This window comes from Pseudomonas sp. Xaverov 259 (assembly GCF_019352915.1).
Lineage (GTDB): Bacteria > Pseudomonadota > Gammaproteobacteria > Pseudomonadales > Pseudomonadaceae > Aquipseudomonas.
The window spans coordinates 166,586-186,292 of record NZ_JAAAFV010000042.1 but is presented as its reverse complement, the minus strand read 5'-3'; the positions used below and the strand labels follow the sequence as shown (position 1 = coordinate 186,292).

At 58.9% G+C, this 19,707-nt stretch carries 21 protein-coding genes; 8 read left to right on the top strand and 13 right to left on the bottom strand.

The window, feature by feature from the left end; genetic code table 11:
• Nucleotides 1–36: 36 nt before the first annotated feature.
• Both K0H48_RS19160 and K0H48_RS19155 read right to left on the bottom strand, forming a co-directional pair.
• Nucleotides 37–663: a glutathione S-transferase family protein gene (locus K0H48_RS19160; RefSeq protein ID WP_219268704.1), complete on the bottom strand. Its 627-nt coding sequence runs from the start codon at nt 661–663 to the stop codon at nt 37–39.
• A gap of 190 nt (nt 664–853) precedes the next feature.
• Complete coding sequence (locus K0H48_RS19155) at nt 854–2,911, bottom strand: methyl-accepting chemotaxis protein (protein WP_219268703.1); 2,058 nt, start codon at nt 2,909–2,911, stop codon at nt 854–856.
• A gap of 377 nt (nt 2,912–3,288) precedes the next feature.
• Between K0H48_RS19155 and K0H48_RS19150 the strand changes: the two genes are divergently transcribed.
• A complete protein-coding gene (locus tag K0H48_RS19150; RefSeq protein WP_219268702.1) occupies nt 3,289–3,597 on the top strand; it encodes a hypothetical protein in 309 nt (102 codons plus the stop codon).
• An 89-nt stretch (nt 3,598–3,686) separates the two neighbouring features.
• Complete coding sequence (locus K0H48_RS19145; protein ID WP_219268701.1) at nt 3,687–4,409, top strand: hypothetical protein; 723 nt, start codon at nt 3,687–3,689, stop codon at nt 4,407–4,409.
• Nucleotides 4,410–4,698: 289 nt separating this feature from the next.
• On the opposite strand, the gene K0H48_RS19140 is transcribed toward K0H48_RS19145, so the two are convergent.
• From K0H48_RS19140 to K0H48_RS19125, 4 genes are all read right to left on the bottom strand, one after another.
• Nucleotides 4,699–4,989 carry a DUF3144 domain-containing protein gene (locus K0H48_RS19140; RefSeq protein WP_219268700.1) on the bottom strand — a complete coding sequence of 97 codons (291 nt, stop codon included), beginning with the start codon at nt 4,987–4,989 and terminating at the stop codon, nt 4,699–4,701.
• Nucleotides 4,990–5,082: 93 nt separating this feature from the next.
• Complete coding sequence (locus K0H48_RS19135) at nt 5,083–5,625, bottom strand: ATP phosphoribosyltransferase regulatory subunit (protein ID WP_219268906.1); 543 nt, start codon at nt 5,623–5,625, stop codon at nt 5,083–5,085.
• A 298-nt stretch (nt 5,626–5,923) separates the two neighbouring features.
• A complete protein-coding gene (locus K0H48_RS19130; protein ID WP_219268699.1) occupies nt 5,924–6,619 on the bottom strand; it encodes a tRNA (adenine(22)-N(1))-methyltransferase TrmK in 696 nt (231 codons plus the stop codon).
• Between the two features lie 13 nt (nt 6,620–6,632).
• A complete protein-coding gene (locus K0H48_RS19125) occupies nt 6,633–7,343 on the bottom strand; it encodes a FadR/GntR family transcriptional regulator (RefSeq protein WP_219268698.1) in 711 nt (236 codons plus the stop codon).
• Nucleotides 7,344–7,692: 349 nt separating this feature from the next.
• Between K0H48_RS19125 and K0H48_RS19120 the strand changes: the two genes are divergently transcribed.
• A complete protein-coding gene (locus K0H48_RS19120) occupies nt 7,693–9,054 on the top strand; it encodes an MFS transporter (RefSeq protein ID WP_219268697.1) in 1,362 nt (453 codons plus the stop codon).
• An 18-nt stretch (nt 9,055–9,072) separates the two neighbouring features.
• Entirely contained in the window at nt 9,073–10,398 is a 1,326-nt protein-coding gene (gene gudD, locus K0H48_RS19115; RefSeq protein WP_219268696.1) for a glucarate dehydratase, read from the top strand.
• On the opposite strand, the gene K0H48_RS19110 is transcribed toward gudD, so the two are convergent.
• The 4 genes from K0H48_RS19110 to K0H48_RS19095 form a co-directional block, all read right to left on the bottom strand.
• Nucleotides 10,367–11,317, bottom strand: a complete 951-nt coding sequence (locus tag K0H48_RS19110) for a DHH family phosphoesterase (RefSeq protein WP_219268695.1) — start codon at nt 11,315–11,317, stop codon at nt 10,367–10,369. The two genes, gudD and K0H48_RS19110, sit on opposite strands and share 32 nt — an antisense overlap.
• A 134-nt stretch (nt 11,318–11,451) precedes the next feature.
• The gene (locus tag K0H48_RS19105; protein WP_219268694.1) at nt 11,452–11,826 is read right to left on the bottom strand and encodes an addiction module antidote protein; all 375 of its coding nucleotides are present in this window, start codon (nt 11,824–11,826) and stop codon (nt 11,452–11,454) included.
• Nucleotide 11,827: 1 nt separating this feature from the next.
• On the bottom strand, nt 11,828–12,130 hold the full coding sequence (locus K0H48_RS19100) for a type II toxin-antitoxin system RelE/ParE family toxin (protein ID WP_219268693.1): 303 nt from the start codon (nt 12,128–12,130) through the stop codon (nt 11,828–11,830).
• Between the two features lie 138 nt (nt 12,131–12,268).
• The gene (locus tag K0H48_RS19095; protein WP_219268692.1) at nt 12,269–13,192 is read right to left on the bottom strand and encodes an ABC transporter substrate-binding protein; all 924 of its coding nucleotides are present in this window, start codon (nt 13,190–13,192) and stop codon (nt 12,269–12,271) included.
• 272 nt (nt 13,193–13,464) lie between these two features.
• On the opposite strand from K0H48_RS19095, the gene K0H48_RS19090 reads away from it, so the two are divergent.
• Complete coding sequence (locus K0H48_RS19090) at nt 13,465–14,706, top strand: acyl-CoA dehydrogenase family protein (RefSeq protein WP_219268691.1); 1,242 nt, start codon at nt 13,465–13,467, stop codon at nt 14,704–14,706.
• Nucleotides 14,707–15,184: 478 nt separating this feature from the next.
• Nucleotides 15,185–15,508, top strand: coding sequence for a DUF6124 family protein (locus K0H48_RS19085; RefSeq protein WP_219268905.1), 324 nt, complete (start codon nt 15,185–15,187; stop codon nt 15,506–15,508).
• Between the two features lie 167 nt (nt 15,509–15,675).
• Here the strand turns inward: K0H48_RS19085 and msrA are convergent, their stop codons facing one another.
• Nucleotides 15,676–16,182, bottom strand: a complete 507-nt coding sequence (gene msrA / locus K0H48_RS19080) for a peptide-methionine (S)-S-oxide reductase MsrA (RefSeq protein ID WP_219268690.1) — start codon at nt 16,180–16,182, stop codon at nt 15,676–15,678.
• 173 nt (nt 16,183–16,355) lie between these two features.
• Here msrA and K0H48_RS19075 point away from each other — a divergent pair, with 173 nt between their 5' ends.
• Complete coding sequence (locus K0H48_RS19075) at nt 16,356–17,417, top strand: alpha/beta fold hydrolase (RefSeq protein ID WP_219268689.1); 1,062 nt, start codon at nt 16,356–16,358, stop codon at nt 17,415–17,417.
• Between the two features lie 130 nt (nt 17,418–17,547).
• Here the strand turns inward: K0H48_RS19075 and cynS are convergent, their stop codons facing one another.
• A complete protein-coding gene (gene cynS, locus K0H48_RS19070; protein ID WP_017136972.1) occupies nt 17,548–18,018 on the bottom strand; it encodes a cyanase in 471 nt (156 codons plus the stop codon).
• A gap of 31 nt (nt 18,019–18,049) precedes the next feature.
• On the bottom strand, nt 18,050–18,691 hold the full coding sequence (locus K0H48_RS19065; protein WP_138814611.1) for a carbonic anhydrase: 642 nt from the start codon (nt 18,689–18,691) through the stop codon (nt 18,050–18,052).
• Between the two features lie 111 nt (nt 18,692–18,802).
• On the opposite strand from K0H48_RS19065, the gene cynR reads away from it, so the two are divergent.
• The coding region (gene cynR, locus K0H48_RS19060; RefSeq protein WP_219268904.1) for a transcriptional regulator CynR at nt 18,803–19,707 on the top strand (905 nt) is incomplete at its 3' end.

The following is a 19,707-nucleotide window of genomic DNA, read 5'->3' as shown; positions in this document are numbered from 1 at the left end:
CTTGCCACAAGGGTCAATTGTGCCAGCTGCGCCGGCTTACTTGGCGAATGCGTATTCGCCGCCCTGCTCCACCGCCTTGCGGTACGCAGGTCGAGCCTGGAAGCGTTGCACCCAGGCCGCCAGGTTTGGATAGGCTGGCAACTTGCCTTGGGCTTTGGCGATTTCGCCGATAAAGCTCATCTGGATGTCCGCGCCGCTCAGTTCATCACCCAGCAGATAAGGCGTGTCCGCCAGGACGCTGTTCAAATAGCCCAGGTAATTGGCCACTTCCGATTCGATACGCGGGTGCAAGGGCGCACCCGCGTTGCCCAAACGACCTACGTAGAGGTTGAGCATCAACGGCAGCATCGCCGAGCCTTCGGCAAAGTGCAGCCATTGCACGTATTTGTCGTAGGTGGCGGTGGCAGGATCAGGCTGCAGGCGGCCTTGGCCGTGGCGGCGGATCAGGTAGTCGATGATGGCGGCGGACTCGATCAATACCAGGCTGCCATCTTCGATGACGGGGGATTTTCCCAGCGGGTTGATGGCCTTGAGTTCCGGCGGCGCCAGGTTGGTTTTCGGGTCGCGCTGGTAGCGCTTGATCTCGTAGGGCAGGCCGAGTTCCTCAAGCAACCAGAGGATGCGCTGCGAGCGCGAGTTGTTCAGGTGGTGGACGGTGATCATGGGCAGCTCCGCAAAATAAGGTTGGGTGTGTGGCCATGAGACTACGCCGGCCCAGTGGAGTGCCCTTGAAGGACCCGCCGTCCGCAGCGCTTGTTGTGCTTGTAGGCCTCAAGCATCCATTTGCGATAGGTAAACCCCGGAACGAATGCCCGGGTGTATCGGCGGTACCTATTGTTCAATTGCCAGTGCTTCAGCTCAGCCGGAACCGCGCGGTGTTATCACTCAATGCCCGGCTGCCCTTGCTCAAGGTGTCCGCCGCCTGATTCACCGCCCGTGCGCCGTCCAGCAAGCGCCCTGCCGCCTGGTCAACCTGCTGGATGTTACCGCTGACCTCATCGGCCGTGGTGGCCTGTTCTTCCACCGCTGCCGCGATCTGCGCCAGGGTGTCGGTGACGTGTTGCACCGCACCGGCAATTTCGCCCAGGCGGGTGCCAAGGCCCGTCACGGATTCGGCGTCGGTCAGTGCCTGGTCGCACGCCGCGCCCATCAGGCTGACCGCTTGGCTGACGGTGGCGCGCAGGCTGTCTACGGTGCCGGCGATTTGCGCGGTGGACGCCTGGGTGCGTTGCGACAGGCTGCGCACTTCATCAGCCACCACGGCGAACCCACGCCCCTGCTCGCCCGCGCGCGCAGCTTCGATGGCGGCATTGAGCGCCAACAGATTGGTCTGTTCGGCAATGCCGCGAATGGTGTCAACCACCGATTGAATCTGCTGGCCCTGCTGGCTGACCTGCTCCAGGGCGTTGGCGGTGTCGGTCAGGCGCTGGTTAAGTTGCTGGATACTTGCCGTGGTGCGCTGGCTGTCGCGGCTGCTGTCTTCGGCAATCCGGCGGGTGTGCTGCGCACTGCCCGAGGCCTGCTCGCAGCTCTTGGCCACGCCCATGGAGGTAGCGGCCAGTTGGGTCGCGGCGGCCGCAATCTGGCTGATTTGGTGTTGTTGGTCTTCAACCTCAGTGAGGGTGCTGCCCGACTGCCTATTGAGGGTCAGCACGGCTGAACCGAGTTGCTGGGTCTCGTGGTTGACGCCCAGCAGGCTGGTGCGCAATTGCATCACGGCGACATTGAGCGCGGTGCTGATTGCCGCCAGCTCATCGCGGCCTTCTACCACTACCTCGACGCACAGGTTGCCGTCGCGCAGGGACTCGGCCAGTGTGGTGATGCCACTGGCGCTGCGCCGGATCGAGGCTTGCAGGCAGATAAACAAGTACAGAGCGGCCAGCGCCAACAGGCTGAACGTCGCCGCTACCGGAATAAAGTGCTGGAGCGAGCGTTCGCGGTAGTAACTCAGGCGCGCATCCAGTGAGTTCAGCGACTGGCTGCGCAACGCCCCCAACGCGCCCAACATGCTGTCGACGCTGCTGTCGAAGGCGGCGGTGTCCAATTTAATGGTGCCGCCAAACACGCCGTCGTCCAAGGTTTTAAGTTGGTTATCCAGCAGCAGCAGGCTGCTGTCATATTGCGCCGTCCATGGCTCGATCCCGGGATATTGCTTGGCTTTGAGCGAAGCGGCGGCTTTGGCCAATTGGTCGCGTGCATCGCCGATACGGCCGCGCAGGTCGCGCATCTGCAAGCGGCTCTGCAAGGTGAACTGCCCCGAGGCGATGGACGACTGGCCTACGCTGGCAGTGCGACCGATGCGCTCGATCAGGTCCGGGGTGTGCTGGGTGGAAATCTGCATCAGCAGGTAGGTTTCCAGCCACGGGTCGAGGATCAGGCCAGTGTCCAGCGTGATTTGCTCGCGCAGGGTCTGCAGCGCCGTCAACGCGGCGGTGAAACGGTCGTAGCCGTCCGGCCACCAGCCCACCGTGCGCAGGGATTGGGTGTCCATGCCCTTGACCGCCGCCTGCAACGTCTCGAAACGCGCCAGCGTGTCGGCACTGGCATTGCGAGCTTTGAGCGCCTCACCCAGGGCTTGCAGGCTTTGCACAATAAGCGGGTTGCCAGCATCCACTTTGTCCATTGCAGCCTGGGCGGCAGGGGTTGGGGCGTGGAGGATATCCAGTGCTTTCCAGCGTGCGGCCAGATTGCGTTGCGCGGTCAATTGGCCATCGAGCGTGTCCAGGGCCAACAGTTGGTGCACGCCGGACTGCTCGCTGGAAATCACGGTCAATTTATCGCGATAGTCCGAACCAATCATCCAGAGGCTCCCGGCCAGGGGCAGCATGAACAGGAAAAACAGCACCTGGAACTTGCGCGCAAAACCGAAACGGCCGAGCAAATGGATACCGGGTGATAGAAGAGTGTGCATGGCCGACCGCTCCGGAAAACAAGCTGGAAATGACTAGAAGCAAAATGCCATGTCATTGATTGAGAAGGCCCAAGCAAGATACGGGCCGTTGATGAAGGAGTCGGAAATAGGCGCATCGGCAATCAAAATAGGCACTGGCGTGCGCGAAAATGGGGCAAAAGCACTCAATGTGATAGAAAACCCGTAACAACCTCAGACCATGTGCGTTAAATCTAGACATGGAAACAATAAAGATCCTCCCTTCCTACAAGGCCCCGACGCGTTTCAACTCACCTAGACACATCAATGATGTCATACTAATATCACTTTATCGAAGCGCACCTTGCACAGCGCTCAGGTAGTGGTGCGATCTGACTTTTTATAAAATAGAGGCAAACATGGAATTTTGCGTTAGTAATTACTTAGAAATCACAAATCTGTGCAGCAACAAAGTTGATGTAGAACTCCACGCTGAAAAGTCTATTACTGTATTTGCAAACGATGAACCGCCTATAGCCTGGAAGGCTTTCCCTCCGACACTTTTATCTAACAAAGATTATGCGCAAGTTTTAGTGGGTGCAGGCAATGACGCCAGGGGCAAACTGATAACACTCGAACTACTAATACACCTCGACGGAGGTCAAGTTTTTTACAAAGCACTTAATGACAAGTACATAAACTTAAAAATTGTCTGGCCAAGCGTCTAACCAGGCAGCTGCTAAAAACTCCCCACCCACACTGCCTTACTAGCACGTCAGCCTACAAAAATCACTTAGGCTAAGTTATGGAGTCCACCTTGCAAGCCATCACAAAAACAATTTTAGAACTGGGTGCCCCCAGAGTCCTAAAAAAAGAGGCAGAGGCACGCTTGAAAATCAAGCATGTTTTGCAACAAGAAAAGAAATCGCATTCAGATGGCGACATTGACAAAATATTGGACGAGCATGACGCATTATATGGAGTACACATCGATCATTATTGGTTGCTCACCGATCTGATGCTTGACTTTAAAACAAACAGTCAGCTTTACTTCATAAACCTTGAACTGACCAAGGCTACTGATGCAAAAGGCAGATCACTGGACAAAGGATCACACATCCGACTACACCTAACGCTAGCAGTCATTCACTACTCAAAGCTCAACGAATTAATTGACAGCTACGGAAAATATAAAAACTCACTAAACCAAAACACGCTTATAAAAGAGCTAAATGACATCAACAAGCTGATACAAGAAAGCGGTATTTACTCCTACCGAAGCCAATACATCGCACACGCCTTCTCTAAAGAAAAAAAAGTTCAAACCGCGCTACACTACAAAGAAGGCATAGAGAAGATCCATGAGATCTTTTGTAAATTCACAGAGACCGATGACGCAACGAAACTGAATGATGCTTCCGCCGAAAAATTCTACAAAAAAATTTACGACGGCAAGAATCATTCAATTGTCTATTTAATCCACAACTTCAAAGAAGCCATCAGAAGTGAAAAACTTTACAACTACAACATCAATCGCTAGTTAGTACTCGCCGTACCTTCGCCCGTTGCAGGCTCTGCGATGGGCTCTCGGCATTTCATAAAACCCAACACTATGAGTTGTTGAGATCGACCACTGATATCACTCAATCTTTTTTGAACGAAAAAAAACAAACATTCAGACTTATATTTTCGCACCCCCTGCTCAACACTTAGAACATTACCAACGCACACTTTTCAAGCTGTAACTGCAAAAACTGCAAGAGAACAACAATAGAAAGAAGGCAGATGGCTCAAAGTCATCCCGAAGGTAAGACACGCTTGAACTCCGCTTATTTCAGAAGCATGTACTGAGCGAAATTATTAATGTGATCATCCAGATTATCCTCAAGCATCATCCGGTACTGGTCACAGAAATACTTCAGCATCGCCTCCCGGGCCTCGGCCATTTCGGCGCCGGACTTGAAGTTGCGGGCGCTGGCCCAGGCATTGAAGCGCGTGGTGCCGAACATCATCGAGGCACTGACCTCACCGAGGTTTTCGCAGGTTTTGAGCTGCTCGTTGGACAGTTCGATATGCGCGTCTGCGCGGTCGTAGAAGGCTTGGTCGGTGGTCTCGGCCATGACGGGGTTCCTGGGTCTGCAAAAGAAGGCGGCTATTGGAGCATATTCGAGGGCGGCAAAGCAGGCGCCTCCCACTGGGAGGCGCCTGGTGCTTCACGCCAACGCCAGCACCAACCGCTCAAGCCCGATACCGAAGCCCGCGCCTTCACGGTAAGCCCCGCCGCCCACCACTTGCTGTTGCGCACCCAATGTCGGGCAGCGCACCTCGAAGCCGTTGCCCTCAAGGTAGTAACTCAGCCCACGCTTCACGGCCAGGTTCAGCTCATAGTCGAGCCCCACCGTGTCCAAAAAACCAGTACACAGGGCCTGGCTGCGTTGTAACGCCAATTCGGGGTCAGGGCCGAGAATCTCCAGCCCCAGTTGAGTGAACTCGCGATAACGTCCGGCTTGCGGGCGCTCATACCGGTAACACCGCGCCACGTAGAAAAACATCGCCGCCGCGCGGCCGTCGAGCAGCAAGGCGGCGTTGCGCTCCTGGAACAGCGCGGTGGCCTCCGGGATCAGGCAACACTTGCGGCCCGCCTTGTCATCGAAGGCCCACATTTGCCCGATGATTTCGCTGCCGCCGGTTTTTTCGATAAACGTATCCTGGCCCCACAGGGCCGGCACGATGACTTCTTCAGCGCCCGCTTCGATGAAGGTAGCTCCGGAAACGGCTTTCTACTTCACGCATCATTGCGGCTTCTTTGCCGGTGACCATTCGGGTTCCACGTAGCATTGTCATGGGTTGAATCTCCAGTGTTTGCAGGCAATAAAAAAGGCGCCATAGGCGCCTTGGGTGGGGTTCATTGAGTGATCAGTGGGTCTGGTCAATCAGTGAGCGCAAGCAACCACGGCACCTGAAGGAAGGTCCGTGATGATGATGGCGGTTGCTTTGCGAAAATTGAGTCATGGGCAGATCCTTGCATACCCGTAGGAAAAGTTACAAGTCACTTCACGCCAGCAGCGCGACAATCCAGCGCGCCTGCTGGGCAATTTCTTGCAGTTTTTGCTCCGGCACCGCTTGGCGGGCTTGCTCAAAACTGGCCAGGGTCTTGTGCTTCTGGCGCAGCATCCGCTGCCACTTGGCCAGGAACTCCGGGCTGCGGGCTTGCATTTGCAACGGGCCGAAGTACAGCTGCTCATCGGTGTAGGCCACTGGCCCGGCGCGCTCGGCCACGATGATTTCGTAGTAAAAGCGGTTTTCCCGCAACAGCTCTTCGCCAAGGATGCGATAGCCGTTATCCATCAGCCATTGGCGCAAGGGTTGCTCGCCGCCATTGGGTTGCAGGATCAGCCGCTCCTCGCCGCTCAAGTAGGCTTTACCGCTGTCGAGGATGTCGCGGATGGTCTCGCCGCCCATGCCACAGATGCTGATCGCGGTGATCCCATCGCCCGGCTCAATCGCCGCCAAGCCGTCGGCCAGGCGCACGCTGACGTGCTGCTCCAGGCCGTTGTCGCGCACGGTGCGTTGGGCTGCGTGAAAGGGCGTGGTTGCCACCTCCCCCGCCACTGCCGCCGTGATTACCCCACGGCGCATCAAAGCCACCGGCAGGTAGCCGTGGTCTGAGCCGATATCGGCCAGGCATGCGCCGACAGGTACGTTGGCGGCCACGCGCTCCAGGCGCATGGACAATGTGTGTTCGTTCAACGGTGGTTCCTTGTCATTCCCCGGAAAAGCGGTCCCGGCTGTTGGTCAGGTGCAGCACCATGGCGGCCCGCGCCGCGTCCGGGTCCTGGCGTTTGATGGCATTGAAGATCGCCTCATGCTCAAGGTTCGCCAACTGCCCCAGCTTGGCGAAATCGGCAGCGCCACGCTCAGCGCCCTTGACCTGAGTGCGCGGGATCATCGCATTGCCCAGGTGCAGCATGATTTCGGTAAAAAAAGTATTGCCGGTGGCCTCGGCGATCAGTTGGTGAAAGCGCTTGTCCTCCTCCACACAGCTGTCGTTGTTGGCCAGCGAGGCCTGGTAATCGTCCAGCGCCTGGCGCATGTGGGCGAGCTGTTCGTCGCTCCTGCGCAGCGCGGCCAACGCCACGGCTTGCACCTCCAGGCCCAGGCGCAGCTCGAGCATGTTACGCACGCTGGCGACCGTGTCCACATGCAAGCGCAAACCTTGCTGGGCGTGTTGCGCCAACACAAAGGTGCCGATGCCGTGGCGCGTCTCCACCAGCCCCGACGCCTGCAGCTTGGAGATGGCCTCACGCACCACCGTGCGACTCACGCCATGCTCCAGCACGATACTGGACTCGGACGGCAATTTTTCACCGGGCTTGAGTTGGCCCAGCAGGATGCGCTGGGTCAGCGCCTCGACCACGCCCTGGGCGAGGTTATTGGAACGTTTACGCACAAGGGTTCCACTTTCAATGGGCATCGCTACGGGTCCACGGGGTTGGCTCAGGGGAGCTTAACACCCTGCCCCGAGCAGGCGCTGGCTTGATTAATAAAGAGCCACACTTGTATGACAACCAATCTTAATGGCGCATAACTCGCTGGGCCTGGCAGCCAGCGTGTTGAGGTGAAGCGTGCGAGAGCCACATCGACAAACAACATACAAACCCAACAAATGCTGGAAAAATAACCAAAACACTCAATCAACCAGCAGTCTTATAAGAACAAAAACAGTTACAGGTAGATTGCGAACTCAAGAAATTCACTTGTATGATGTCTGTCAACAAAACACGCAAACCCGCATAAAAATAAATCAGGGGGAGTTTTGAATTGTGAACAATTCAAACCATGCATCTGCCGCTCCAAAAAGTGATTCGGTCCTCACGCGCGCCGTGAGCAAAGTGAAGGGCCACGTGCTCCCACTGTTCGTGATCATGTTCATCCTCAACTACATCGACCGGGTCAATATCGGCTTCGTGCGCACGCACATGGAGCATGACCTGGGTATCGGCGCGGCTGCCTACGGCTTGGGCGCCGGGCTGTTTTTCATCGGTTATGCACTGTTTGAAGTGCCCTCCAACATGCTGCTGCAAAAGGTCGGTGCGCGCATCTGGCTGACCCGCATCATGTTCACCTGGGGCATCGTCGCCACGCTGATGGCGTTCATCCAGAACGAAACCCAGTTCTACATCCTGCGCTTTCTGCTGGGCGTGGCCGAGGCGGGCTTTTTCCCCGGGGTGATCTACTACTTCACCCGCTGGCTTCCCGGCGTGGAACGCGGTAAAGCCATCGCGATCTTCCTCAGTGGCTCGGCGGTTGCGTCGCTGATCTCCGGCCCGCTGTCGGGGGTATTGTTGCAAATAGAAGGATTCGGGTTCCACGGTTGGCAATGGATGTTTGCCATCGAGGGGCTGGCTTCCGTGGCACTGGGCTTCTTCGTGTGGTTCTGGCTCGACTCCAAACCTCACGACGCTCAATGGCTGACCCGTGAAGAACAGGACGCGCTGGTGGGCGCCATCGACCAGGAACAGCGCGAGCGTGAGGCGCTGACCACGGTCAAACCGACTATTGGCAAGCTGCTCAAGGACCGCCAGATCCTGCTGTTCTGCGCCCTGTACTTCTGCATCCAGCTGACGATCTACGCCGCAACCTTCTGGCTGCCGAGCATCATCAAGAAGATGGGCGATTTGAGCGACGTGCAGGTCGGCTTCTTTAACTCGATCCCGTGGCTGATCTCGATCATCGCCATGTACGCGTTCGCCGCGCTGTCGGGCAAGTTCAAGTTCCAGCAAGCCTGGGTCGCCGCCGCGCTGTTGATTGCCGCCGCCGGCATGTTCATGTCCACCACGGGTGGGCCGATCTTCGCCTTTGTCGCGATCTGCTTCGCGGCCATCGGGTTCAAGTCCGCCTCCTCGCTGTTCTGGCCGATCCCACAGGGTTACCTGGATGTGCGCATCGCCGCTGCGGTGATCGCACTGATCAATTCCATCGGCAACCTGGGCGGCTTCGTGGCCCCCACCACTTTCGGTTTTCTGGAACAGAGCACTGGCTCGATCCAGGGCGGCCTGTATGGCCTGGCCGGCACTTCGGTGCTGGCGGCCATCCTGGTGTTTTTTGCCAAGACTTCGCCTTCTGCCGTGCTGGCGCCGCCGAGCGGCGCGCCAACGGCTACCGCTATCAGCAAACCTCTTTGAGCTTATAAGGACCTTGCCATGACCACGCCAGTCGTCACCCATTTCCAAGTCATTCCCGTCGCCGGCCACGACAGCATGCTGCTGAACCTGAGCGGCGCCCATGGGCCGTTTTTTACCCGCAATATCGTCATCCTCAAGGACAGCTCGGGCCACACCGGTGTCGGTGAAGTGCCCGGCGGTGAACGTATCCGCGAAACCCTGGAAGACGCCCGCAGCCTGGTGATCGGCCAACCCATCGGCCAGTACCAGCGCATCCTCAACCAGATGCGCACCACCTTTGCATCGAGGGACGCCGCCGGCCGAGGCCTGCAAACCTTTGACCTGCGCATCACCATCCACGCCGTCACCGCAATGGAAGCTGCCCTGCTCGACCTGTTGGGTCAATTCCTCGAAGTGCCCATCGCCGCCCTGCTGGGCGAAGGCCAACAGCGTGACGCGGTAAAAATGCTCGGCTACCTGTTCTACGTCGGTGATCGCACGGCCACCGACCTGGCCTACCGCAACGAGGCGGACGCCGATGACGAGTGGTTCCGCCTGCGCCATGAAACAGCCCTGACCAGCGAGGCTGTGGTACGCCTGGCCGAAGCCGCCAAAGCCAAATACGGCTTCAACGACTTCAAGCTCAAGGGCGGCGTCTTGAGTGGCGATGAAGAAATCGAAGCCGTCACCGCACTGGCCGAACGCTTTCCGGATGCCCGTATCACCCTCGACCCCAATGGCGCATGGTCACTCAAAGAAGCCATACGCCTGTGCCGCGATCAACACCACGTGCTGGCCTACGCCGAAGACCCCTGTGGCGCAGAAAACGGCTACTCGGGCCGTGAAGTCATGGCCGAATTCCGCCGAGCCACCGGGCTTAAAACCGCGACCAACATGATCGCCACCGACTGGCGTGAAATGGGCCACGCGATCCAGCTGCAATCGGTGGATATTCCCCTGGCCGACCCGCACTTCTGGACGATGCAAGGCTCGGTGCGCGTGGCGCAGATGTGCAATGAGTGGGGCCTGACCTGGGGCTCGCACTCCAACAACCACTTTGATATTTCCCTGGCGATGTTCACCCAGGTGGCCGCCGCCGCACCGGGCGACATCACTGCGATAGACACCCACTGGATCTGGCAGGACGGCCAACGCCTGACCAAGGAGCCGCTGAAAATCGAGGGTGGTTATGTGAAGGTGCCGAACAAACCGGGCCTGGGCGTGGAGATCGACATGGACGCCGTGGCCAAGGCCCATGAGCTGTACAACGGCATGGGCCTTGGCGCGCGGGATGACAGCGTGGCGATGCAGTTTTTGATTCCGGGCTGGGCTTTCAACAACAAACGGCCTTGCCTCGTGCGCTGAGGTCTTCGTTTGCGGCAGCCAAGGCCAGCTTCACCAGCTCCTTGCGCTGCATCGCACGCGCCAGCACTGCCCGTGTACCTTGCCAATTGAGCGACAGCAGCAGGCTCAGCTTCTGCTGGCTGGACGAAGGCTCGGCCAACCAGTAGCTCTTGCGCTCACGGATGCTGATGGCGTTCAACAGCCAGTCCTTACCTTGCGCCGCCAGCCAGTGCTCAATGCCTGCGTGGTGCCGCTCAAGCAACCCCTGCGCATCCCATACCGTCATTTGCGCGATGAGCTGCGGCAGGTTGCGCGTGGCCGTCATGTGTTTCATATCAGCCGCCAGAGCGACCTCAAGGTCGGCTTCGATCGCAGCCTGGCATTCGCTGAAATAACGCTGCGGCCAATCCGCCGCCAGCCCCGCCCGCCGCGCCAACACCTCGTAGGCCCAGATATCCAGGGATGCGGTCATTTTGCCGGTGAAGTTAAGGGTATTGTCCAGAATCGCCGTGGCCAATAAGGCCGCGCTGTGTCGGCTGATCTGCGGCAGCAGGCCGGACCTTTCCCAGCGCTGGAAAACCAGCGTTGCTGCGGCACCGATTGGCCGGATGTCAGCCTGCGCACCCAGCTTCTGCGCCCAGTGGATTTCAAAGCCCGGATGATGGTCAATCACTTCGCACACCTGATCGAGTACCACGACCGGGTCAAAATGATGGTAGTCGGAGACATCCACCAACACGAACTCATCATCGGCGCCGGGCCGGTAATCGTCCAGCGAAGCCTTCCAGCCAAGCACACTGGCGCAAACGCTGAAATTGAGCGGCGCGCTGCTCACCGCCCGCGCTTGAATACCCTGGTGGTTGAGCAGCTCGGCATAGGCAATGCAACAGGCGTACGCGTCAATATCCAGATAAGCAGAGCCTGAGGTCACGACCCTCATGATTAAATCTCCTTGAAGTACCACTCAGGCGTAGGCAGGTGCCCTATGTTCTTTGGCTGATGAACGTTCGCATCAGCGTGTGACAACACCATGACTTCAAGGGGAAAGATACTGTGAAAACTGACAGTTGCTGATTATTGTCCGTTGTGCCGTGGCAATTTTTTGTTTGCGCCCGCTGCGACAGGCTGCACAGTCAGCTCAACGCCTAACGCCAGCATCAGCTTTTTGATCGTTTCAAAACGTGTCTTGGAGCCGCCCTTGAGGGTTTTGTACAAGCTCTCGCGATTGACGCCCGCCGCCTCGGCCACCTTGTTTACACCCTGGGCCTTGGCGACCTCGGCCAGTGCCTTCATAAGGATGTGCAGGTCTTGGGACTTCATGCTTTGCGCCAGGTAAGCGCTGATGATTTCGGGGTTGTCGAGGAAGCGCGAAGCTTCGTAGACGCTGGTGCCGGATGTATCAAGATCGAGGATCGGCATGTCCTCGGGTTTGAATGTCGAATTGCTCATTTCACCTACCTCTCAGGGCATCGAGAATCTCTTTTGCCCGCTTTATGCCTCTTTTTTGGTCGGTTTTATCACTGCCCCACAGCATCAGGTAAGCCGTGATGCCCGTGCGCACAAAGTAAATTCTGTAGCCAGGCCCGACGAATACACGCATTTCACTCAGGCCGTCACCGGCTGGCTCGCAATCGCCAAAATTGTTTTCTTCGGCGCGGTCCAGGCGGGTCAGAACCGCCGTTTTTCCCCAAAGGTCCTTCATACCGTCGAGCCATGTATCAAACTCCGGCGTCCTGCCGATCGAATTGGTCAAAGTTTCACCTGTAGCCTACTGGCTACTCCATGCTGATGCCAGTTAATTTTTTATTCCGGCGCCAACCGGAATAAAAAAACCTAGCTCAGCCCCCTATCAACAGGCGTTCGAGACTATTAGCGCGTGTTACCTGCGCGTTTAAAGGGCCTGATCAAACAACGGTGTCACGTCGTAATGCTGTTTGAGCATCTGCGCATCCACCAGGAAATCCGCCGTGGCCTGGGCCTCACTGACAATGGCCGGGGAGATCGGCAGCACCTTGATCGCATCCCGCTTGAACCACACCTTGGCAATCTCCGGTGCAGACTGGTTGGCCTTCGACCACGCCTCGGCATACTCATCCACGTGGGTGCTGCTCCACACCCGGGCACGGGTGAGGCGCGCGATAAAATCCTTGATAATCGCACTTTTCTGCGCCAGCGCCGGCTCATACGCAACGATATAGGTTGGCGCACTCATCAGGCCCTTGGCATTGCGGATCAGGGTGCTGCCCTCTTTCTCCTGCAACGACACGTAGGGTTCCCAGGTGCCGAAGGCATCGATGTCGCCCTGGCTAAGCGCCAGGCTGGCTTCAGCGGGCAGCAGGTATTTGAAGGTCACGCTGTTGCGTGGCACACCGGCTTCATCCAGGGCCTTGTAGGCCAGTTGCTGGCTCCATGAGCCGTTCCAGATCGCCACCGTTTTGCCTTTGAGCTCGGCCACCGAATGGATGCCTTTGCGCGCCACAATGCCCACGCCATCAAGGCTGGTCTGGGTGCTGGCGACCACCTTCACCGGCGCGCCATTGGCGGCGAGGCTGATCACCGGCGTGTCGCCGACAATGCCCACGTCCAGCGCGCCACTGGCGACCGCCGAGGCCACCGGGGAGCCGGTATTGAAGCGCTTGAAGTCAATTTTATACGGCAAGTCTTTCAGCTCGCCGGACAGCTCCAGGACGATGCGATTGGAGAAAAACTGGTCGCCCACCGTGAGGGTCTGCGGCGCTGCCGCCCACACCGATGAGCCGTGCAGCGTCAGTGAGGCCAGGCCCAGCATGGCAAGCAGGTTACGACGATTGATCATAGGAGGAATCCACACAGTTAATGGCTGGCTCAACCATCTGTGGGCGTGCAGTCTGGCAATGAGGGAAGGGTTTTGGCGGTCGCCGAGCGTGGCGCCCGTAGAAGCTACCGCAATAAAAGCGCCGGGTTTAATACTGTTGTGCACTATCGATAGAACCGCTGCACAGTGGGTTAGCTATTTTTCGTATTAAAAGTTTGCTGCCCACTGAGTTAGGGTGACGCCACCAGACCACTGGACCCCGCGCCTGAAACCCTTTCTGCAAGGTCCATTGCATGTCGACTCCCGTATTGAACATCTGGGGCACTGCGCCCTCCGCCCGTTACGAACAACTGGCCGCTCCGTTTCGCCCGCTGTTTGCGCAGATCCTTGCACACGCAGCCGAGGCGGATCAGACACGCGCCAGCCTGGCGACGGTGATCCAACAGCTCAACGCACTGGGTTTGCCACGCTGGCGATTGCCAGTCAGTTGCGGCGGGCAAGGCGCGACCTTCGCTGAACTGCTTGCGCTGTTGACAGAACTGTCCGCCGCCGACTCCAACATCACCCAGGCCCTGCGTGGGCATTTTGGCTTTTGCGAAGACGTACTGTGCGCCAAAGACCACGACTGGCGCGCCCAATGGCTCGACCGCCTCGGCCAAGGCGCCCTGCTCTCCCCAGGCAGCACCGAAGTCGGCAACCAGGCCCGTGGCGATTTCGGCACCCGCCTGCACCGCCACACCGATGGCACACTGCGCATCAGCGGCAAGAAGTTCTACACCACCGGCGCACTCTACAGTGACCTGATCAACACCGTGGCCACCGGCGAAGACGGCGTGGTGTACAGCCTGGTGGTCGACCTCAAGGCGCCCGGTGTACAGATAGTCGACGACTGGAACGGCTTCGGCCAACGCCTCACCGCCAGCGGCACCTGCCTCTTCGACAACGCACCGGTGGTGGATGACGATGTGCGCCCCACCACGCAACGCTTTGCGTATGGCCAATCGTTCTACCAAATCTACCACCTCGCCACCCTGGCCGGCATCGCCCGCCGCGCCGCGCTCAGTGGCGCGGCAGAACTCAGACAGCGCGCCCGCACTTTCACCACCGGCAATGCCGACACGGCCGCCCAGGATGTGCAGTTGCTGCAAGTGATTGGCGAAGTCGCCAGCCAAGCTTATTCCGCACACGCCATTACCCAGCACGCGGCGCAGCGCCTGGACCAGACGGCGCAGTATGTGATTGCCCATGACCAGCCGTTGCAGGATGACGACCCGCAGGTTGCGTTGGCGGAGTTGGAGGTGTGCCTGGCGGTCAATCCCGTGGTGGATGCAACGCTCGCGGCGACCACCGGGTTGTTTGACGCACTGGGCGCCAGTGCTACGGCGAGCAACAAGGCTCTGGACCGGCTGTGGCGCAATGCACGCACGTTGGCGAACCATAACCCGCGGGTGTACAAGTCGCGGATCGTGGGCAATTACCTGGTGAATGGGCTGCTGCCGCCGGCGCAGTGGCGGGTAGGTGTGGCCAAAACCTGACCGTCCAACCAACACAGACCCCTGTGGGAGCGGGTTTGCCCGCGATGGCGGAGGTTCAGTTAACTAATTTATTGACTGACACACCGTAATCGCAGGCAAGCCAGCTCCCACATTTTGTTCGGCGTAAGGCTCATGTCCTACAACGAAGCCTGAAACAGCAAAGTCCGAGGCCACAGCGCCTTGCTCCATTGCCTACGCTTGCGTCAGAATCCGCCGGCTTGTGCGCTCTGGTGGGTGTCTCTAAGGTTGCTCGGTCGCTGACAATTCAGTGATCGGGTTTAGTAGCCCTGGGGTCAATTACACTTGGTGCATGAGCTTCATCTAACAGACGTTCCTGTCTGTGCCTGATGGTGGCTGTGCGTAGGGCGCCTTCGGGCGCGCCGGCTTTGTGTAATTCCCCGGTCTACTAACCTGCGTACAGCTGCCACCCTCTTTGTGTAGTAGCGAAAGGGTGTCGGCCCCATTCAGGAATTACATGATGTTCAAAATAACGCCGAACCCTCCAAGCGAACCCGACCTGAAACTCAATCAGGCCGCGCATCGCGCAATTGATCATTACCTCAATCCAAAAGCCGACCCGGCTATGCCACCGCCCGCGCTGTTCAACGTCGCCGCCGACGCCAGCAACGAAACACTGATCACCAACAGCTACGAAACCTTTTCCTCGGTCACCGCCTTGTTGCTCGACCTGTCGGAAGACTTGTCGGGAAAACAGCGCGACGTGGCGCTGGCGATTCACCAGTTGAGTGAGTTGGGAGTGTTGCTGATGGACAGGCTGCTGGAGCGCGAGGCCGCCGGCTAACGGTGCAATGGATCACTGAACACGAGACAACCCAAGGCTAATGTGGGAGCGGGCTTGCCCGCGATGGCGGAGGATCAGTTAACTAATTTATTGACTGACACACCGTAATCGCAGGCAAGCCAGCTCCCACATTTTGGATTGGCGCAGGGTTCACGTCATGCGAACTCTCAAGCCCGTTTCGGCAACTTCCAGTTCGGCCGAATAAAGTGGCAGGTATACCCATTCGGTATCCGCTCCAGATAATCCTGATGCTCAGGCTCCGCCTCCCAGAACGGCCCTGCCGGCTCAATCTCGGTGACCACTCGACCAGGCCAGAGGTTCGATGCATCCACGTCGGCCGCCGTATCTTCGGCAATGTCGCGCTGCTGCTCACTCAAATAATAAATCGCCGAGCGATAGCTGGGCCCCGTGTCATTGCCCTGGCGGTTAGGCGTGCTCGGGTCATGGATCTGGAAAAAGAACTCCAGAATCTGCCGATAGCTGATCACCGCCGGGTCAAACTCGATCTCGATGGCTTCGGCATGGTTGCCGTGGTTGCGGTACGTGGCATTCGGCACATCGCCGCCGGTGTAGCCGACACGCGTTTGCAGCACGCCAGGGTAGCGCCGCAACAGGTCTTGCATGCCCCAGAAGCAGCCGCCGGCAAGGATCGCGGTTTCGGTTGGGTTGGTCATGGTCTGCGCCCTCAGTGGATACGAGGGTAGTTATGGGGCTGGGTTGGCCAATACCAAGGTCGGACAGGGGATTAATCTCAGGCAAGGGGCCTGGAATTAAGTGCAAACAGGGGATGTGCAGACCACAGGGTTTCAGGTAATGATTCGCCACCTCATCAAGGACGATAAAAACAATGAAAACCGCTCTACGCGCCCTGTTCCTTTTCTGCCTGACCACACCCGCCTTCGCCGACGAAAACCCGGTCGGCTTCAAAACCACCACCCTGCCCGATGCGCACAACAACCGCCCACTGGAGCTGGTGGTCTGGTACCCCGCGACCACCACGGCCAAACCCAAGCTGATCGCCGACAACGCGGTCTTCATCGGCGCCCTCGCCGTGCCCGATGCACCGCCGGCTGCGGGCGAGCATCCGCTGGTGGTGCTGTCCCACGGCTACGGCGGCAACTGGGGCAAGCAGGTGTGGCTGGCCAGTGCATTGGCGCACAAAGGTTACATCGTCGCGGCGGTCAACCACCCCGGCACCACCACCAAGGACCGCAACCCGCAAACCGCCGCGCAGCTATGGCAGCGCCCGGCCGACCTGAGCCGCGCCATCGACGCGGTACTGGCTCAACCCAAGCAATTTGGCGCGGTGGCGAACCAACAGATTGCCGCCGTCGGCCATTCCCTCGGCGGCTGGACCGTGCTGGAAATCGGCGGAGCGCGCTTCGATCCTGACCTGTTCGCCCGCGACTGCGCAGCGCACCCAAAGCTGGGCGGTTGCATCGGCTACCACGAGATGAACCCCGCCGCGACGCCCGACGGCAAAACCCGGCTGGCCGCGGACTTGAGCGACAAGCGCGTCACCGCCATCGTGTCTCTGGACCTGGGCCTGTCACGCGGCATGACCGACGCCAGCCTGGCAGCATTCAAAGTGCCCGCACTGGTCATCGCGGGGGGCGTGCCAACCGAGGATATGGACCCCAACCTGGAATCCGCCAACCTGGTCAAGCGCCTGCCAAAAGCCTCGACCCAGTACGTGGAAATCAGCGACGCCACGCACTTCAGCTTTATGTCGATCTGCAAGCAGGGGGCAATCGAGTTGATTGAAGAAAGCTCGCCAGGGGATGGCATGATCTGCCGCGATGGCGAGGGTGGACGGCCACGGGCGGTGATTCAGCAGCAGGTGGTGGGGTTGATTTCCGGGTTTCTGGAGCGGATGGCCTCTAACGAAAAGCCAGGTCTGCACCAATAAAAAGCGCACCGTATACGATGCGCGAATGGATCAACCCCGGTAAATGCACCGCGTAGCGGGATTCAAGGCAGCACATAATGTGGCTGCCATAGCCCAAACCCCATGCAGCGCCGGGCCGTTACTCAGCTGATCAGAACGGCTTGGTCGGCAGGTACTTGCCATCCAGGGTGATCACGGCGCGGGAGCCACCGTCCGGGTCTTCAACCTTTTTGACGTCCAGCTTGAAGTTGATCGCGCTGATGATGCCGTCGCCAAACTTCTCGTGGACCAGTGCCTTGAGCGTGGTGCCATAGACCTGGATCATTTCGTAGAAGCGGTAGATGGTCGGGTCGGTCGGCACACCGTTGCCGATGCTGCCACGCACCGGGATGGTTTGTAGCAGGAGCACGGCATCCGCATCCAGCCCCAGGGTGTCGGCAACGGCTTGAGCAGCGCTGGCCGGCAGTGGGTGCTGGCCGAGCAAAGCAGCGGTGACGAAGGCTTCGTGCAGGCCGGTGCCTTCGGCGATCTGGGCGAACGACAGGTCTTTGCGGGCTTTGGCCAAGAGGATGACGTCGGTCAGGGCAAGGCGAGTGGTCTGGCTGATTTGCGACTGGATCATGGGGTTATCTCCGTGGGTAAAAAGTCGAGTGTTAGTAGGAAACGGCGCGCGCAGTCGGGTTGTCGGCAAGGGCGACGAATTGGCCGGTGCGGCCATCGAAGGCCTGGATGCAGCCGCTTTCGATGTCGTAGACCCAGCCATGCAGCGTTACGCGCTTTTCTTCGAGGGCAAGGCGCACTGATGGATGCGTCTGGATATTGGCCAATTGCGCGATGACGTTTTCGCGCACCATCGAGGCCACTTTGGCGGGCTGGTCGACATGCTGGCGGGCCTCATTGACCACCCGGCCGGAGTCGGCGTAGCGCAACCAACCGGCCACGGCGGGCATGTGGTCCAGGCATTTGCAGGTGGCGATGGCGGTCATGGCGCCGCAATCGGAATGGCCGCAGATCACAATGTCGCTGACTTGCAAGGCCGCGACGGCGTACTCCACCGAGGCCGACACGCCGCCCGGCTCAGGGCCGTAGGACGGCACGATATTGCCGGCGTTGCGGATCACGAACAGGTCGCCCGGCTCGCGCTGCGTGACCAACTCTGGCACCAGGCGGCTGTCGGAGCAGGAGATGAACAGCGCCCGTGGGCTCTGCTGGTTGGCCAGGTCTTTGAACAGGCCGGCACGCTCGGGGAAGGCGTTACGTTGAAACTTCAGGAAACCGTCGATGATGTCTTGCATGGGTGACTCCTTTGGTTCGCGATGCGATGAAGCAAAGGTTACGCAGCCACTTAAATAAGGTAAAAGTCTCATATATGATCAGACACATCAGATAATCTTATGAGTACAAATATGCTGGCGCGCCATATCCATTACTTTCTTGCCGTGGCAGAGCATCAGGGCTTTACCAAGGCGGCGACGGCCCTGCATGTCTCGCAGCCGGCGCTGTCGCAGCAAGTGCGGCAGTTGGAAGAAAGCCTCGGCGCGCAGTTGTTTGACCGCTCAGGGCGCAAGACACGGCTGACCGATGCCGGCGAGGTTTACCTGCGCTATGCGTTACGCGCGGCGCAGGCATTGCAGGAAGGCACGCGTGCGATCCATGACGTGGGTGATTTGAGCCGTGGGACGCTGAGGGTTGCCGTCACGCCCACCTTCACCACCTACCTCGTAGGGCCGCTGGTGGAAGCCTTTCACGGCCGCTATCCGAACATCACGCTGAACGTGCGTGAAGTCGCCCAGGAGCAGATGGAAAACCAGTTGCTGGCTGACGAGCTGGATGTGGGCATTGCCTTTGATCAAGCGCACGCACCCGATATCGACAGCTATCCACTGCTGGTGGAAACCCTGGCGTTGGTGGTCGGCAGTCAACACCCGCTGGCAGGCGAGACAGCCATCGGGCTGCAGGCGCTGAATGGCGAATCGCTGATCTTGCTTAGCAAGGAGTTCGCCACCCGCGAGCAGATCGACCGCTACTGCAACCAACACGGCATTCGCCCACGCGTGGTGATGGAGGCCAATGTGATTGGCGCATTGATCGAGGTGGTGCGCAGGACCACGCTGTCGACGCTATTGCCGGCCGCGATTGCACGGGCGCATCCCGAGTTGGCAGCCATTGAACTGGGGCCGCAACGGTTGCAGCGCACGGCGGTGTTGATGCAGCGCAAAGGGGTTTACCAGAGTGCGGCGGCGCGGGCGTTTATCGAGGTGGCCAAGGAAGTAGCGGTAGCACTGGGAGAAGACGAGCGTCCAAACGCCGC